Source organism: Streptomyces sp. NPDC051020 (genome assembly GCF_040683105.1).
Classification (GTDB): Bacteria; Actinomycetota; Actinomycetes; order Streptomycetales; family Streptomycetaceae; genus Streptomyces.
In genome coordinates, this window is sequence record NZ_JBFBCG010000017.1 from 78,175 (window position 1) to 92,652 (window position 14,478).

The 14,478-nt window shown below is 69.5% G+C and carries 13 protein-coding genes; 10 read left to right on the forward strand and 3 right to left on the reverse strand.

Features of this window, described 5'->3' with window-relative positions:
- Nucleotides 1-289: 289 nt before the first annotated feature.
- A complete protein-coding gene (locus AB0N06_RS12215) occupies nt 290-1,357 on the forward strand; it encodes a LacI family DNA-binding transcriptional regulator (protein WP_366134583.1) in 1,068 nt (355 codons plus the stop codon).
- A 74-nt stretch (nt 1,358-1,431) separates the two neighbouring features.
- Nucleotides 1,432-2,367 carry a phosphatase PAP2 family protein gene (locus AB0N06_RS12220; protein ID WP_366134584.1) on the forward strand — a complete coding sequence of 312 codons (936 nt, stop codon included), beginning with the start codon at nt 1,432-1,434 and terminating at the stop codon, nt 2,365-2,367.
- Nucleotides 2,368-2,450: 83 nt separating this feature from the next.
- On the opposite strand, the gene AB0N06_RS12225 is transcribed toward AB0N06_RS12220, so the two are convergent.
- The gene (locus AB0N06_RS12225) at nt 2,451-5,441 is read right to left on the reverse strand and encodes a bifunctional [glutamine synthetase] adenylyltransferase/[glutamine synthetase]-adenylyl-L-tyrosine phosphorylase (RefSeq protein WP_366134585.1); all 2,991 of its coding nucleotides are present in this window, start codon (nt 5,439-5,441) and stop codon (nt 2,451-2,453) included.
- Between the two features lie 302 nt (nt 5,442-5,743).
- Here AB0N06_RS12225 and AB0N06_RS12230 point away from each other — a divergent pair, with 302 nt between their 5' ends.
- A complete protein-coding gene (locus tag AB0N06_RS12230) occupies nt 5,744-6,259 on the forward strand; it encodes a pyridoxamine 5'-phosphate oxidase family protein (RefSeq protein WP_366134586.1) in 516 nt (171 codons plus the stop codon).
- A 78-nt stretch (nt 6,260-6,337) separates the two neighbouring features.
- Nucleotides 6,338-6,709: a DUF6191 domain-containing protein gene (locus AB0N06_RS12235; protein ID WP_366134587.1), complete on the forward strand. Its 372-nt coding sequence runs from the start codon at nt 6,338-6,340 to the stop codon at nt 6,707-6,709.
- 30 nt (nt 6,710-6,739) lie between these two features.
- Here AB0N06_RS12235 and AB0N06_RS12240 read toward each other — a convergent pair whose 3' ends face one another.
- On the reverse strand, nt 6,740-7,552 hold the full coding sequence (locus tag AB0N06_RS12240; RefSeq protein ID WP_366134588.1) for a putative protein N(5)-glutamine methyltransferase: 813 nt from the start codon (nt 7,550-7,552) through the stop codon (nt 6,740-6,742).
- 441 nt (nt 7,553-7,993) lie between these two features.
- Here AB0N06_RS12240 and AB0N06_RS12245 point away from each other — a divergent pair, with 441 nt between their 5' ends.
- On the forward strand, nt 7,994-8,515 hold the full coding sequence (locus AB0N06_RS12245) for a hypothetical protein (RefSeq protein WP_366134589.1): 522 nt from the start codon (nt 7,994-7,996) through the stop codon (nt 8,513-8,515).
- A gap of 93 nt (nt 8,516-8,608) precedes the next feature.
- Here the strand turns inward: AB0N06_RS12245 and glnA are convergent, their stop codons facing one another.
- The gene (gene glnA, locus AB0N06_RS12250; RefSeq protein ID WP_358858499.1) at nt 8,609-9,970 is read right to left on the reverse strand and encodes a type I glutamate--ammonia ligase; all 1,362 of its coding nucleotides are present in this window, start codon (nt 9,968-9,970) and stop codon (nt 8,609-8,611) included.
- 272 nt (nt 9,971-10,242) lie between these two features.
- Between glnA and AB0N06_RS12255 the strand changes: the two genes are divergently transcribed.
- The 5 genes from AB0N06_RS12255 (at nt 10,243) to AB0N06_RS12275 (ending at nt 14,429) form a co-directional block, all read left to right on the forward strand.
- Complete coding sequence (locus AB0N06_RS12255) at nt 10,243-10,920, forward strand: DUF3105 domain-containing protein (protein WP_366134590.1); 678 nt, start codon at nt 10,243-10,245, stop codon at nt 10,918-10,920.
- 59 nt (nt 10,921-10,979) lie between these two features.
- On the forward strand, nt 10,980-11,651 hold the full coding sequence (locus AB0N06_RS12260) for a DUF305 domain-containing protein (protein ID WP_366134610.1): 672 nt from the start codon (nt 10,980-10,982) through the stop codon (nt 11,649-11,651).
- Nucleotides 11,652-11,786: 135 nt separating this feature from the next.
- On the forward strand, nt 11,787-12,212 hold the full coding sequence (locus tag AB0N06_RS12265; RefSeq protein ID WP_366134591.1) for a CBS domain-containing protein: 426 nt from the start codon (nt 11,787-11,789) through the stop codon (nt 12,210-12,212).
- 100 nt (nt 12,213-12,312) lie between these two features.
- Complete coding sequence (locus tag AB0N06_RS12270) at nt 12,313-12,738, forward strand: hypothetical protein (RefSeq protein ID WP_366134592.1); 426 nt, start codon at nt 12,313-12,315, stop codon at nt 12,736-12,738.
- Between the two features lie 62 nt (nt 12,739-12,800).
- Nucleotides 12,801-14,429, forward strand: a complete 1,629-nt coding sequence (locus tag AB0N06_RS12275) for a multicopper oxidase family protein (protein ID WP_366134593.1) — start codon at nt 12,801-12,803, stop codon at nt 14,427-14,429.
- Nucleotides 14,430-14,478: the final 49 nt, after the last annotated feature.

Here is a 14,478-nt window from a genome sequence, read left to right on the forward strand (position 1 = left end):
TTACATTTGCGTGTCCTCAAGGTTGCCGTCAAGCCTCTTGACGAGACCGCTCCACCCCTGACAGGAGAAGGCGCAGGCAACCGATTCCGCGGTGCGACGATCCGACTGCGGGCAGCATGGCACCTTCGCAAGCCCTTGCAAGATGTTGCGACAGCCGTGTCTGCGGCGATGCTCCGGGACGAGGCCGCTCACCGGCGCACGCGGTTGCCACGCGTGGCCGTACGGGTCCGGTCGCCCGATTCCTGCGCATGGTGGGCAATCCGACATACGCCCGGTACAGTCCACTTCCATGACCGCACGGCTTGCCGATATCGCAACTCAGGCGGGGGTCAGCGAAGCTACGGTCAGCCGTGTACTGAACGGCAAGCCCGGTGTTGCTGCGGCCACCCGCGAATCCGTACTCGCCGCACTCGACGTCCTCGGCTACGAACGGCCGGTACGGCTGCGCAGGCGCAGCGCGGGGCTGGTCGGGCTGATCACGCCCGAGCTGGAGAACCCCATCTTCCCGGCGCTCGCCCAGGTGATCGGCCAGGCGCTGACCCGGCAGGGCTACACCCCGGTGCTGGCCACCCAGACGCCCGGCGGTTCCACCGAGGACGAGCTCACCGAGATGCTCGTCGACCGTGGTGTCTCCGGCATCATCTTCGTCTCGGGGCTGCACGCCGACACCTCGGCCGATATGCAGCGGTACGAGCAACTGCGCGCCCAGGGCGTCCCTTTCGTCCTGGTCAACGGATTCTCGCCGAAAGTCCAGGCACCCTTCATCTCGCCCGACGACCGGGCGGCGATGCGGCTCGCGGTGACGCATCTGGTGTCACTCGGCCATCAGCGGATCGGTCTTGCGGTCGGACCCAAGCGTTTCGTTCCCGTACTCCGGAAGATCGAGGGCTTCCGCGCCACCGTGCAGGAGCAGCTGAACCTCACCTCGGACGAGGTGGAGGAACTGATTCAGCACTCGCTGTACACGCTGGAGGGTGGCCAGGCGGCCGCCTCCGCACTGATCGAGCGCGGGTGCACGGCGGTGGTGTGCGCGAGCGACATGATGGCGCTGGGCGCGATCCGGGCCGCGCGCAGGCTGTCGATGGAGGTGCCGCGCGACCTGTCGGTCGTCGGCTACGACGATTCGCCGCTCATAGCGTTCACCGATCCGCCGCTGACGACGATTCGGCAGCCGGTCACGGCGATGGGTCAGGCCGCGGTCCGCACCCTGCTCGAGGAAATCGGTGGCACACCGGCTCCGCACAGCGAGTTCGTCTTCATGCCGGAACTGGTCGTACGCGGTTCCACTGCCGCGGGCCCGGGTCCGGATCCGTCGTCCGCTTCCGGAATGGGCCCAGGGTCGCACACCCGCCCATAGGGTGCATCGTGTGCAGCCGGAAGCCGACGGGAGGATGATCGGAGAGAGGAACACATCCGGCAGAATCGATGCCTATGGGTGAATTCAGCGTGAAGTCACAGGAAGGCCGAACGACGGCCCCTCCGTCACCCATCGCGGACGAGGCGGCCCTCGAGGCGAAGCGGAACGACAGGCTGGCGAGACCGCGCTCGCTGCGGTCCCCCCGTAGGCCGCGCATCTGGTTCGAAGTCCTGCTGATCGCGGCCAGTTACTGGCTCTACTCGCTGGTGCGCAACGCCGTCCCCGAGCAGAAGGCCGCGGCCCTGGAAAATGCCGGCCGGCTCTGGTCGGTGGAGAGGTTCCTGGGCATCGCCGTCGAACAGACGGTCAACCACGCGGTGAATTCCGTGACATGGCTGGTCGTCTCGATGAACTACTACTACGCGACACTGCACTTCATCGTCACCATCGGTGTGCTGGTGTGGCTGTTCCGTTTCCATCCCGGCCGTTACGCGGCAGCGCGTCTGGCGCTGTTCGCAACGACGGGTGTCGCACTGCTCGGTTACTACCTGTATCCGCTCGCACCGCCCCGTCTGATGAACGGCGGGCACTTCACCGACACCGTGCTGGCGCACCACACCTGGGGTTCGATGGCCTCGGGCAACTTCAATAACATGTCGAACCAGTACGCGGCGATGCCGTCCATGCACATCGGCTGGTCGCTGTGGTGCGGGCTGACCGTCTTCGCGCTGGCGTCTGCGCCCTGGGCGCGGATCCTGGGCCTGCTCTACCCGGCGGTCACCCTGGTCGTGATCGTGTCGACGGCCAACCATTTCTGGCTCGACGCGATGGGCGGTACAGCCTGCCTGACGTTCGGTTTCGCGGTGTCGTACGCCTGGTACGGGGCGCTGCCGCACCACCTCGCGAAGCGGGTGCAGCTGCCGCGGGGGCGGGCGCGCCTGGCAGGGCTGAGCGCGGGAATACCGATCCGGGCGGGCCACCCCGCGGCGGACGTGGCGGCGCACCGCTGAGGGTTTCGCCGCGGGCCATCCGTGACTCGTCGGCCGACGCTTGAGAACGCCCGCCGGCCGACGCTTGAGGATCGAGCTCCGCCTCACGCCCCGTAGAACTGCTCCTCCACCACCGCGCGCGCCCGCCGCGTGATCCGCCGGTAGTCGTCCAGCATGTCCCCCACGTGCCCCGGCTCGTACCCCAGGTACCGCCCCACCGCCGTCAGCTCCCGCGGCCCCGAAGGGAACGTGTCCGCCGGGCGTCCGCGCACCAGCATCACCGCGTTGCGGACCCGAGTCGCCAGGACCCATGCCTCGTCCAGCGTCTGTGCGTCCTCGCCGGAGATCAGTTCCGCCGCGCACGCCGCGGCCAGCGCCTCGCGTGTGCGGGTCGTGCGCAGCCCCGGTTCCGCCCAGCCATGCTGCATCTGCAACAGCTGGACCGTCCACTCGACGTCGCTGAGCCCGCCCCTCCCCAGCTTCGTGTGGAGCGTCGGGTCGGCGCCGCGCGGCATCCGCTCGGACTCCATCCGGGCCTTGAGGCGGCGGATCTCGCGGACCGCGTCCTCCCCCAGCCCCTCCATCGGGTAGCGCAGGGGATCGATCAGGTCGATGAAGTCGCGGCCGAGCTCCGCGTCACCCGCCATGGGTTCGGCGCGCAGCAGGGCCTGGCTCTCCCAGATCAGCGACCAGCGCCGGTAGTACGCGTCGTACGACTTCAATGTGCGCACCAGCGGTCCGCTCTTGCCCTCCGGCCGCAGATCCGCGTCGACGAGCAGTGGCGGGTCGGCGGTGGGCAGCTGCAGCAGTCTGCGCATTTCGGCAACGACGGTGTTGGCGGCCCGGGACGCCTCCTGCTCGTCGACGCCCTCCCGCGGTGTGTGCACGAACAGGACATCGGCGTCGGAGCCGTAACCGAGTTCATGACCACCGAAGCGGCCCATGCCGATGACGGCGAACCGGGTGGGAAGGGTGTCGCCCCACTGTTCGCGTACGGCGGCGCGCAGCGCGCCCGCGATGGTGACCGCATTCAGGTCCGTGACCGCGTTACCGACCCGGTCGACGAGTGCGCCGTGGTCGAGTTCCGCGGGGTTCTCCTCCGTGCCGTACGAGCCGATGAGGTCGGCCGCCGTCGTACGGAACAGTTCGCGCCGTCGCACACCGCGGACCACCGCGACCGCCGACTCGGCGTCCTCGGACCGCCCCACCGCGGCCAGCACCTCCTGCTCCAGGTGATTCCGGCTGCGCGGCTTCAGCCCCTGCGGGTCGCCGAGGATCGCCACCGCCTCGGGCGCCCGCAGCAGCAGGTCGGGGGCGAGCCGGCCGGCCGACAGAACGCGGGCGAGGTTCTCCGCCGCCGCGCCCTCGTCGCGCAGCAGCCGCAGGTACCAGGGGGTCTTGCCGAGCGCGTCGGACACCTTGCGGAAGCCGAGGAGCCCGGCGTCCGGGTCGGCGGAGTCCGCGAACCAGCCGAGCAGCACCGGCAGCAGGGTCCGCTGGATCGCCGCCTTGCGGGACACCCCGGACGACAGCGCCTCCAGGTGCCGGAGCGCGGCGGCCGGATCGGCGTAGCCGAGGGCTTCGAGCCGGACGCCGGCTGCCTTCGCGCTGAGCCGGGTCTCGCCGGGTGCCAGCTGGGCCACGGCGTCCAGCAGCGGCCGGTAGAACAGTTTCTCGTGCAGCCGTCGCACCACGGACGTGTGCCGCTTCCACGCCTGGTTGATCTCGGCGATGGGGTCCATGCGCATCCCGAGGGAGCGCCCGAGCCGCCGCAGATCCGACTCGTCCTCGGGCACGAGGTGGGTGCGGCGCAGCCGGTAGAGCTGGATGCGGTGCTCCATGGCGCGCAGGAAGCGGTACGCGTCGTCGAACTGCGCGGCGTCCACCCGGCCGACGTAACCGCCCGCGGCGAGCGCCCGCAAGGCGTCCAGGGTCGAGCCGCTGTGCAGGGACGCGTCGCTGCGGCCGTGCACGAGCTGCAGCAGCTGTACGGCGAACTCGACGTCCCGCAGCCCGCCGGGCCCGAGCTTGATCTCGCGGTCGACGCGGTCCGCGGGGATGTTGTCGACGACGCGGCGGCGCATCTTCTGTACGTCGCCGACGAAATTCTCCCGGTCAGCTGCCTGCCAGACCATCGGCGAGACGGCTTCGACGTACTCCGCACCCAGTTCGGGGTCTCCGGCCACCGGCCGGGCCTTGAGCAGTGCCTGGAACTCCCAGGTCTTGGCCCAGCGCTGGTAGTACGCGAGATGTGAGGAGAGCGTCCGTACCAGCGGTCCGTTGCGGCCCTCGGGCCGGAGGTTGGCGTCGACCGGCCAGATGGTGCCCTCGACGGTCGTCTCGGAGCAGATTCGCATCATGTGCGCGGCCAGCCGGGTGGCGGCCTGGAGGGCCTTGCTCTCCCCCGAGCTGTCGACCGGTTCCGCCACGAAGATGACGTCGACGTCGGAGACGTAGTTCAGTTCGTGCCCGCCGCACTTGCCCATCGCGATGACCGCCAGCCGGCACAGGGCGGCGTCGGCGGGTGCGGCCGTCCGGGCGATGGCGAGCGCGGCCCGCAGGGTGGCGGTCGCCAGGTCGGCGAGTTCGGCGGCGGTCTCGGCGACGTCCGTCGTACCGCACACATCCCGGGCCGCTATGGCCAGCAGGCACCGGCGGTAGGCGATGCGCAGCGTGTCCGGGTCGTGGGCGTCCCCGAGCTCGTGCTCGAATTCGGCGACCCCGGGGTGCAGGTCCGTCGCCTCGTACATGACGAGCGCCTGCCAGTGGCGGGGGTGCCGGGCCAGATGGTCGCCGAGCGCCTCGGACGCCCCGAGCACCCCGAGCAGCCGGTCCCGCAGCGGCTTGGCGGACACGAGCGTGTCCAGCAGCATCTGCCGCTCGCCGGCATCCTCCGCCTCCACCAGCCGGACGAGTCCGCGCAGCGCCAGATCGGGGTCGGCGGTCGCCCCGAGCGCGTCGAGCAGCACCGGATCGGTGCGTACGGACGCCAGGGCGGGCTGGTCGAGCAGCCGCTCGGCGGCGGCGGGGTCGGTGAAACCGTGCCGCAGCAGTCGGGTGAACGTACTGCTTCTGCGCCCCGGCACCGTCGTCATTCCGTGCTCTCCTGCTCGCCGCTCGTTCCCGTCCCAGCATTCCGAGCCTAAGGGCTGTCCCGCAATCCCTGGCGGGCGCCCGACGACAGCTACGGCACCTCGCCGCGTTGTCGGAGCGCCCGAATACATCCAGTATGCGGACATTCCTCCGCCTTGCGATGCACCGCATCTGACGCCGCACGCTGATCCGCCAGGGATTGCGGGACAGCCCTTAGCCCGGTGCCGATGAATTCGTAGCGGGTGCGCCGTCCGTACTTCGCAGGCACGATCGCTTGCAGGACCTGTATCAGGAGGGCGCGACCATGTCCGGATCCGAACCCGTCTCCGAGCTGCAGCACGAGTACAGCGACAAGGGAGCCACCGCCCGCCCGTGGTCGGAAGCCGTGGGTGTGCTGACGCGGGCGGGGGTGTTCTGGCTGTCCACGGTCCGCCCGGACGGTCGCCCGCACGTCACTCCGCTGATCGGGCTGTGGACGAACGGCACGCTGCACTTCTGCACGGGCCCGACGGAGCGCAAGGCGCGGAACCTGGCGGAGAACCCGGAGGTCGTGCTGACGACCGGCACCAACACGCTGTCCCGGGGCTTCGACGTGGTGGTCGAGGGCCGGGCGGTCCCGGTGACGGACGAGACCCGGCTGACCCGGCTGGCGGAGCTCTGGGAGGAGAAGTACGGCGCGGACTGGCACTTCGAGGTCCACGCGGGCGCGTTCGCGAACGGTGCGGGCGGACGTGCCGACGTGTTCGGCGTGACCCCGCGCAAGGCATTCGGCTTCGGCAAGGGAGAGCCGTACAGCCAGACGCGCTGGCTCTTCGGCTGAGCGCCGAGGGCTGAGCGCCGACGCCTGGCGCAGGCCCGCGCAGCGGAACCGCGCGGGCCGCCAGGGCGTTGGCGGGACATGGTGATGATGTCGAGCCTGCTGTTCATGGCCGTACTGGTCCTGGTGCCGTTCCTGTTGGCATCGGCCCGTTACGTGGTCGTACGCACCGGCCGCCCCGACTGGTTACGCCGCGTCCTCGCGGCCCGCACCCCGCGTCACGGGCTGGGCGTGGGGGCCTCGGTCGCCGACGAACTGCACGCGTTCCTGAATTCGGCCAAGCGTGTGCAGATCGAGCACCGGGTGGAGGAGCAGGTCCTCAAGGACGACGCTCCGGACGGCGCACCGCCCCGGATGGGGGTGGATCTGGACGCGGGGACGGCCGTGTTCCACGCCGGTCCCGTACCACCGCCGTCCCTGTGCAAGCGCGCCGACGGATCACGCGGCGCCTGAGCGAGAACCGCTCAGGCGCCCCGGGACCGGCTACCTGCCGTTGCCGGCAACGGGCTTCGTACCGATGACGACGGTCGCGTACAGCTCGTCGGAGGTGACCACCCGCGCAGTCAGCCCGCTCCGGGCGACGGTCTCCTCGGCCCGCGCCGCCTGCCGTTCACTCGTCTCGACCAGCAGATGCCCGCCCGGCGCCAGCCACCGAGGCGCTTCGGCAGTCACTCTGCGCAGCACGTCGAGCCCGTCGCCCCCACCGTCGAGCGCCACCCTCGGTTCATGGACCCGGGCCTCCGCGGGCAGGAGTTCGACGTCCTCGCTGGGTACGTACGGCACATTGGCGAGCAGAATCCCGACGCGGCCGCGCAGCGAGGCGGGAAGCGGTTCGAAGAGGTCGCCCTCGTACACCTCCCCCACGCCGGCGACATTGCGGCGCGCGCACCGCACCGCGGCGGGTTCGACATCGCTGGAGTGCAGCTCGACCGGGTCCAGGGCGGCAGCGAGCGCGGCGCCCAGCGCACCGGAACCGCAGCACAGATCGACGACGACGGCGGGTCCGTCCGAGGGGCGCACGAGACCGACAGCCTGGTCGACGAGGAATTCGGTACGGCGCCGGGGGACGAAGACACCGGGGTCCACGCTGATCCGCAGACCGCGGAACTCGGCCCAGCCGAGGACGTGTTCGAGGGGGAGCCCGGCTGTCCGCCGGTCGACCATGGCCGCGAGTTCGGCCGGGTCCACTGCCGTGGAGAGGATCAACTCCGCCTCGTCCTCGGCGAATACACAGCCGGCGGCGCGAAGCCTGGTGACGATGACGGAGTAAGGGAGCGGTGTCGAGGAAAGCGACATGGAGCGGAGCCTTTCGGAATGCCGATGGGTGCTCCGCGGTCCGCCTATACCGGTCCGACCACGCAATCGTGAGAGATGAGCACCCAGCCTGATACAGCGGTAATGGGTCTCACCTCCTCGGTCCGTCCCCGTGCTGGGGTCGGTAACACTACCTGAATCGAGCCGGTGTGTCGGCGTCCAGGGTTCCGGAGATCCGGGCCGAAGTTGCGCGGCTCTCCACAGCCTTGCCCGATCCTCGTGGCACCAGTGCCGGCCGGAGGCAAAAGGGGCCGCCAGTGGTCGTCGTTGCTCTCCGTTACGGCCCCGGTTGATCACCCAGGCGGCTCAACTGGTCCAGCGTGATCCTGACTGTTGCTTGCGTCGGCGTGCATCCGCTCCGGCCCCGGAGCCAGCCGCAGCGGTGCAATGGCAAGATCCGGCCTCTCTTGCGACCCTGAACAGGTGGCACACCGCACCTCTCGGGATGAACCGAACGCCCGTCAACCGCCCGATGCGGTCCGGACTGACTACACGGGCGCGATCTACGGCTCGCTCCTGGCTGCATCGGTGGTGGCCGGGGCCAGCGCGCTCGGCCACTATCCACGCTTCGAGCTCGTGGTGCTTCTGCTGTGCACCGGTGGGGTGTTCTGGGCCGCGCACGTCTACGTCGATTTCGTCGGAGACCGATTGAGGCACCAGGCCATGACGTGGCGGGAGATCCGCCACGTCTGCGCTCGCGAGTGGCCGATCGTGCAGTCGGCCTTCCTGCCGGCCGCCGCTGTCGCGATCAGTCCGCTCCTGGGTCTGGGACTCGAAGGGTCGGCATGGCTCGCGCTGGGCGTCGCCGTGGCCCAGCAAGTCAGCTGGGCCAGTGCCGCTGTCATCCGGGCCGGCGCCTCTCGCGGTGCGGTGGCGTCCGTCGCTGTCGTCAACCTGGTGCTTGGGCTGATCATCGTGGCCGCCAAGGCCGCGCTCCAGCACTGAGTTCGTGAAAGCCGCCGAAACGACTTCGGGCCGACGGCACGGAACCGTCGGCCCGAAGCCGCGTACGTTCGCTCGGACAGCGCCGGCCTGTGGTTACAGCACCGGCAGCAGTGCCTTCAGCTCGAAGGCCGTGACCTCGGAGCGGTACTCCTCCCACTCCTGCTTCTTGTTGCGCAGGAAGAAGTCGAAGACATGCTCGCCGAGCGTCTCGGCGACCAGTTCGCTCTTCTCCATCAGCGAGATCGCCTCGCCGAGGTTCTGCGGCAGCGGCTCGATGCCCATCGCGCGGCGCTCGGCGTCGGACAGCGCCCACACGTCGTCGTCGGCGCCTGCCGGGAGTTCGTACCCCTCCTGGATGCCCTTGAGGCCCGCGGCGAGCAGCACCGCGTACGTCAGATAGGGGTTGGCGCCGGAGTCGATGGAACGGACCTCGACACGGGCCGAACCGGTCTTGCCGGGCTTGTACATCGGGACGCGGATCAGCGCGGAACGGTTGTTGTGGCCCCAGCAGATGTACGAGGGCGCTTCGCCGCCGGCGCCCGCGGCGCGCGAGGATCCTCCCCAGATGCGCTTGTACGAGTTGACCCACTGGTTCGTCACGGCGGAGATCTCCGCGGCGTGCTTCAACAGGCCCGCGATGAAGGAGCGACCGACCTTGGAGAGCTGGTACTCGGCGCCCGACTCGTAGAACGCGTTGCGGTCGCCCTCGAAGAGGGAGAGGTGGGTGTGCATGCCGGAGCCGGGGTGCTCCGAGAAGGGCTTCGGCATGAACGTCGCCTGCACGCCCTGCTCCAGCGCCACCTGCTTCATGACGAGACGGAAGGTCATGATGTTGTCGGCGGTCGAGAGCGCGTCCGCGTACCGCAGGTCGATCTCCTGCTGGCCGGGGGCGCCCTCGTGGTGGCTGAACTCGACGGAGATGCCCATGGACTCGAGCATGGTGATCGCCTGGCGACGGAAGTCCATGCCGACGTTCTGCGGGGTGTGGTCGAAGTAGCCGGAGCTGTCGGCGGGGGTCGGGCGGCTGCCGTCGACCGGCTTGTTCTTCAGCAGGAAGAACTCGATCTCCGGGTGGGTGTAGAAGGTGAAACCCAGGTCGGAGGTCTTGGCAAGGATGCGCTTGAGCACATAGCGCGGGTCGGCGAAGGACGGCGAACCGTCGGGCATCAGGATGTCGCAGAACATGCGCGCGGTGCCGGGGGCCTCCGCACGCCAGGGCAGGATCTGGAAGGTGCCCGGATCCGGCTTGGCGATCATGTCGGACTCGTACACCCGGGCGAAGCCCTCGATGGCCGACCCGTCGAAGCCGATTCCCTCGTCAAACGCCTGTTCCAGTTCGGCAGGGGCCACGGCAACGGACTTGAGATACCCGAGCACATCGGTGAACCACAGGCGCACAAAGCGGATGTCGCGCTCCTCAAGTGTCCTGAGGACGAATTCCTGCTGCTTGTCCATAGCCACATCCTTGCAGTTCAGACGGTCTGTGCACCACCGCCCGGGATAGGGAGAAGCTCCAGTATCACGACCCGGGATTTCACCCAGATTACGCACTCGACGTGAGATGGAGCACTCGGCCACCCACTACGATCGGCGGCCATGGTGTGCGGGCCTTCGAAGGAGAGGCCCCAGGGGTGGAGCGGCGTCTCAGCTGCCCCGCGCGCGCCGGATTCCCGATCCGTTCCTGTCCCTCCCCGCCCATTCGCAGAAGGACCGAAGGACCAGACGACATGAGCTTCGACCGCAGGACCCGCATAGAGCAGATGCGCACCACCGACGGTGCACGCGACCGTCGCAACCGCGCCCTCGCCATAGGGCTGAGCGCCCTTGTCGTCGCTGGTCTGGTCGCTTTCGGTTCCTACGCGCTGCTGGACAGGTCCGAGGCTGCGGACAAGACGAACGCCGCCGCGACCGATGAAGCGACGCCGTCCGCGGCGGAGAAGAAGGTGCTGGCCGCCGAGCCGATCGAAGGGCTCAAGACGTGGGACGCGAAGAAGCTGACCCGCAACCACGTCACCAAGGCGGTCACGTACCCGATGAAGCCTCCGGTCGGCGGTGACCACAGCCCCGTCTGGATGAATTGCGACGGCGAGGTATACAAGAAGGCGATCCCCGACATGAACGCCGTGCACTCGCTGGAGCACGGGTCGGTGTGGGTGACGTACACGGACAAGGCGTCGGCCGCCGACGTGGCCGAGCTCGCGGCCCTGGTCGGGAAGACGCCGTACTCGCTGATGAGCCCGTACCAGGACCAGGCCGGCACGATCATGCTGAGTGCCTGGGGCAAGCAGGTCACCGTGGACAGCGCCGATGACCCGCGGGTCGGCCGGTTCTTCGCCAAGTTCGTGCAGGGGGAACAGACCCCGGAGCCGGGTGCGGCGTGTACGGGCGGGCTGGGGTCCCAGTGACCGGTACGAAACAGTGGGTGGCCGGTTCCGCCGTCGCCCTCGCGCTGTTCCTCGCGGGGATGGCGACGGTCGCCTCGGCGCGGGACGACACGGCGGACGCGAAGCAGCCCGGAGCGGCCGCCGCGGCCGTCCGGGTGCCCGGCCCGGACTCGGCCGACGCAGGGTTCGCCCGCGACATGGCGGTCCACCATCAGCAGGCCGTGGAGATGTCCTTCATCGTGCGTGACCGTACGCAGGACGAGGAGGTACGCCGTTTCGCGTACGACATCGCCAATACCCAGGCCAATCAGCGGGGCATGCTGCTCGGCTGGCTGGATCTGTGGGAGTTGCCGAAGGTGGCCGCCGGGCAGGAGCCGATGGGGTGGATGACGCCCCACGGTGGACACGGCGCGCACGGTGATCACGGCATGGACGGCATGGACGGCATGGGGGACGCGGGCGGGTCGGACGGCGCCTTCACCGCGCATGACGGCGCCCTCATGCCCGGCATGGCCACCCGGACCGAACTCGACCGGCTCAGGAAGGCGAGCGGCAAGCAGGCCGAGATCCTGTTCCTGCAACTGATGACCGACCACCACAAGGGTGGCGTCGCCATGGCGCGCGGCTGCGCCGAGCTCTGCACGGTGAAGGCGGAGAAGCGGCTCGCCCGGGGCATGGTCGAGGCTCAGCAGTCCGAGCTGGACGCGATGGCGCAGATGCTGGCGGCGCGCGGGGCGAAGCCCAGGTCCTGAGGCATTCCGCCGGTCGCGAAGCGGCATGGATGCACCCGAATGGGTGATAGCGGTCGCGCGCCCCGAACGGGCCCATGACGATGGGTTCGCTCGGGGTCGGACCGTAGTGCCCATCGGCACCAGGAGGAATTCCTCATGACCACCGCCAAGGACATCATGCACACCGGGGCCCACTGGATCCCCGCGCACGAGACGCTCGACCGCGCCGCCCAGATGATGCGCGAACACAACGTCGGTGCACTGCCGATCTCGGCCAGCGGCGAGAAGGACCGGATGGTCGGCATCCTCACGGACCGCGACATCGTGGTCGGCTGTGTGGCGATGGGCCACGATCCGTCGAAGGTGACCGCGGGCGAACTCGCCCAGGGAACGCCGCGCTGGATCGATGCGAACGCAGAGGTGAACGAGGTTCTGGAGGAGATGCAGAGCCACCGGATCCGCCGGCTCCCGGTGGTCGAGAACAAGGTGCTGATCGGCATGATCAGCGAGGCCGACCTCGCCCGGCACCTTTCCGAGGACCAGATCGCCGCCTGGGCGGAGAAGGTCTACGCCCGCGGCTGACCGGCGTTCGGCAGCGCGCCACTGCGGGCCCGGCACCCCTGACAACGGGGGGTGCCGGGCCCGCGTGCGAGGTATACCCAGCGGGGGTAGGGTCCGTGACATGGGCCCGAAACAGAGTGCGACGTACGGACAGCTGTTGCTGTTTGCCGCGCTGCTGTTCGGGATCTTCACCATGCACACCGTCGGGCATCCGGCGGAACACAGCGGCCATGAGGCTGTGGTGACGACAGGCCACGTGCGGGACCAGGGAGCTCAGGGGATACACCCGGCGAGCGCCATGACGGAGCCCTCGGTGGAGCACTCCTCCGCCCCGCCCCTGCCGAGGGGCGACAGCACGGACCCGATGGCAGTCTGTCTCGCCGTGCTGGGCGCCTGGGGTCTCGCCCTGCTCGCCGGCCGGCTGATGGCGCTCCGGACCGCGGAGCATCTCCTCGTGGCCGCCGGGGCGCTGTTGTCGCGTGCGCTGCGGTCCGGCCCCTCGCCCGCGACGAGGGTTCCCGCCCGGTTGTCGGTGCTTCGGATATAGGGAGCGGGTCGCTCCGCATCCCTCCTTCAGCCCACGCCGACAGCATCAGAGGTGTTCCAGCCATGCCCACTCAACCCACTCGACGCGCCGTGCTCGGCGCCGGAATCGCCATGGCCGGCACGGGAGTTCTGGCCGCCTGTTCCAGTGGTACGGACCCGCAACGGCACGCCGCGAACCCTGGCCCCACACATCACGACGCCATGAACCACAGCCCGTCGCCCGCGTCGGGGAGCCGCGGAGAGTACATCTCTCCCGGCGATGCGGAGGTCGCGGCGGTCGAGGCGAAGCGAGGCTCCGGCCCCGTACGGAAGATCAACCTCACCGCCACCCCAGGCCGCCTCGATCTGGGCGGCGGGCTCACCGTGAACTCCTGGTCCTTCGGGGACCGGCTGCCCGGCAAGGAAGTCCGGATCACCGCGGGCGACACCCTGGCAGTCACCCTCGCGAACCACCTGCCGACGTCGACCACCGTGCACTGGCACGGCCTCCATGTGCGCAACGACATGGACGGTGTTCCCGAGCTGACCCAGTCGGCCGTCAAACGGAGCGCGGAGTTCACGTACCGATTCGCGGTGTCGCAGTCGGGGACGTACTGGTTCCATCCGCACCAGGGTGTCCAGCAGGACCGCGGTCTGTACGCACCACTGATCATCGATGATCCGAAGGAGCCCCTGTCGTACGACAAGGAGTGGGTCGTCGTGCTCGACGACTGGGTCGACGGAGTGGAGGGTTCCACTCCGGAGGAAGTGCTGGCCGAGCTCAGCCACGGCATGGGTGGCATGGAACACGGCTCTTCTGGGGCCGATGACAAGCCCCGCTCCGGGTCCGGGCCCTCGCGGGTGCTGAGGAGCGCCCCGAGCGAACTGCTCGGCGGTGACGCGGGCGATGTCGACTACCCGTACTACCTGATCAACGGCCGCGTCCCGAAGGACCCGACCACGTTCACCGCGAAGCCCGGCGACCGGATCCGGGTGCGCATCATCAACGCGGGCGGCGACACCCCGTTCCGCGTCGCGCTCGGCGGCCACCGGATGACCATCACCCACGCGGACGGCTTCCCGGTCCGACACACCACCACGGACGCACTGCTGCTGGGCATGGGCGAGCGGTACGACGTGCTGGTCACCGCCCGGGACGGGGTGTTCCCGCTGACGGCGGTCGCCGAGGGCAAGAGGGCGTCGGCGCTGGCCCTGCTCCGTACCGGCGGCGGCGCGGCGCCGGCCGCCTCCGTGCTGCCCGAGGAGCTGACCGGGCAGCTGGTGTCGGCCTTCGAGCTGAAAGCGGACGAGTCGGTGGCGCTGGCCACCCGCAAGCCCGACCGGACGATCCGGATCAAGATGACCGGCGGCATGAGGGCGTTCGACTGGGGCTTCGACCACCAGAAGTACGACCCCGCCCGGCGCCATGGGGTCAGGCCGGGAGAGCGGGTCCGGCTGGAGTTCTACAACATCACGGAGATGTGGCACCCGATCCATCTGCACGGGCACACGTTCGGCCTCGCGGGACGTGCGGGACCGCGCTCGGTACTGGGCAGGGCTCCCGGGGCGCGCAAGGACACCGCGATCGTTCTGCCCAACAGGTCGGTGGCCGTGGAGTTCGACGCGAACAACCCGGGGCTGTGGATGCTCCACTGCCACAACGTCTACCACTCGAACATGAACATGATGACGGTCCTCGGCTACCGCCGCTGACCCGGTCCTGGCGGGCCGCGTCGGCCGCGGCAGCGAAAGTGCGGCCCGC

Bases quoted from the DNA above. Each gene is read 5' to 3' on its own strand.
- AB0N06_RS12215 (WP_366134583.1), top strand. From the start codon at position 290: ATGACCGCACGGCTTGCCGATATCGCAACTCAGGCGGGGGTCAGCGAA.
- AB0N06_RS12220 (WP_366134584.1), top strand. From the start codon at position 1,432: ATGGGTGAATTCAGCGTGAAGTCACAGGAAGGCCGAACGACGGCCCCT.
- AB0N06_RS12225 (WP_366134585.1), bottom strand. From the start codon at position 5,441: ATGACGACGGTGCCGGGGCGCAGAAGCAGTACGTTCACCCGACTGCTG.
- AB0N06_RS12230 (WP_366134586.1), top strand. From the start codon at position 5,744: ATGTCCGGATCCGAACCCGTCTCCGAGCTGCAGCACGAGTACAGCGAC.
- AB0N06_RS12235 (WP_366134587.1), top strand. From the start codon at position 6,338: ATGGTGATGATGTCGAGCCTGCTGTTCATGGCCGTACTGGTCCTGGTG.
- AB0N06_RS12240 (WP_366134588.1), bottom strand. From the start codon at position 7,552: ATGTCGCTTTCCTCGACACCGCTCCCTTACTCCGTCATCGTCACCAGG.
- glnA (WP_358858499.1), bottom strand. From the start codon at position 9,970: ATGGACAAGCAGCAGGAATTCGTCCTCAGGACACTTGAGGAGCGCGAC.
- AB0N06_RS12255 (WP_366134590.1), top strand. From the start codon at position 10,243: ATGAGCTTCGACCGCAGGACCCGCATAGAGCAGATGCGCACCACCGAC.
- AB0N06_RS12260 (WP_366134610.1), top strand. From the start codon at position 10,980: ATGGCGACGGTCGCCTCGGCGCGGGACGACACGGCGGACGCGAAGCAG.
- AB0N06_RS12265 (WP_366134591.1), top strand. From the start codon at position 11,787: ATGACCACCGCCAAGGACATCATGCACACCGGGGCCCACTGGATCCCC.
- AB0N06_RS12270 (WP_366134592.1), top strand. From the start codon at position 12,313: ATGGGCCCGAAACAGAGTGCGACGTACGGACAGCTGTTGCTGTTTGCC.
- AB0N06_RS12275 (WP_366134593.1), top strand. From the start codon at position 12,801: ATGCCCACTCAACCCACTCGACGCGCCGTGCTCGGCGCCGGAATCGCC.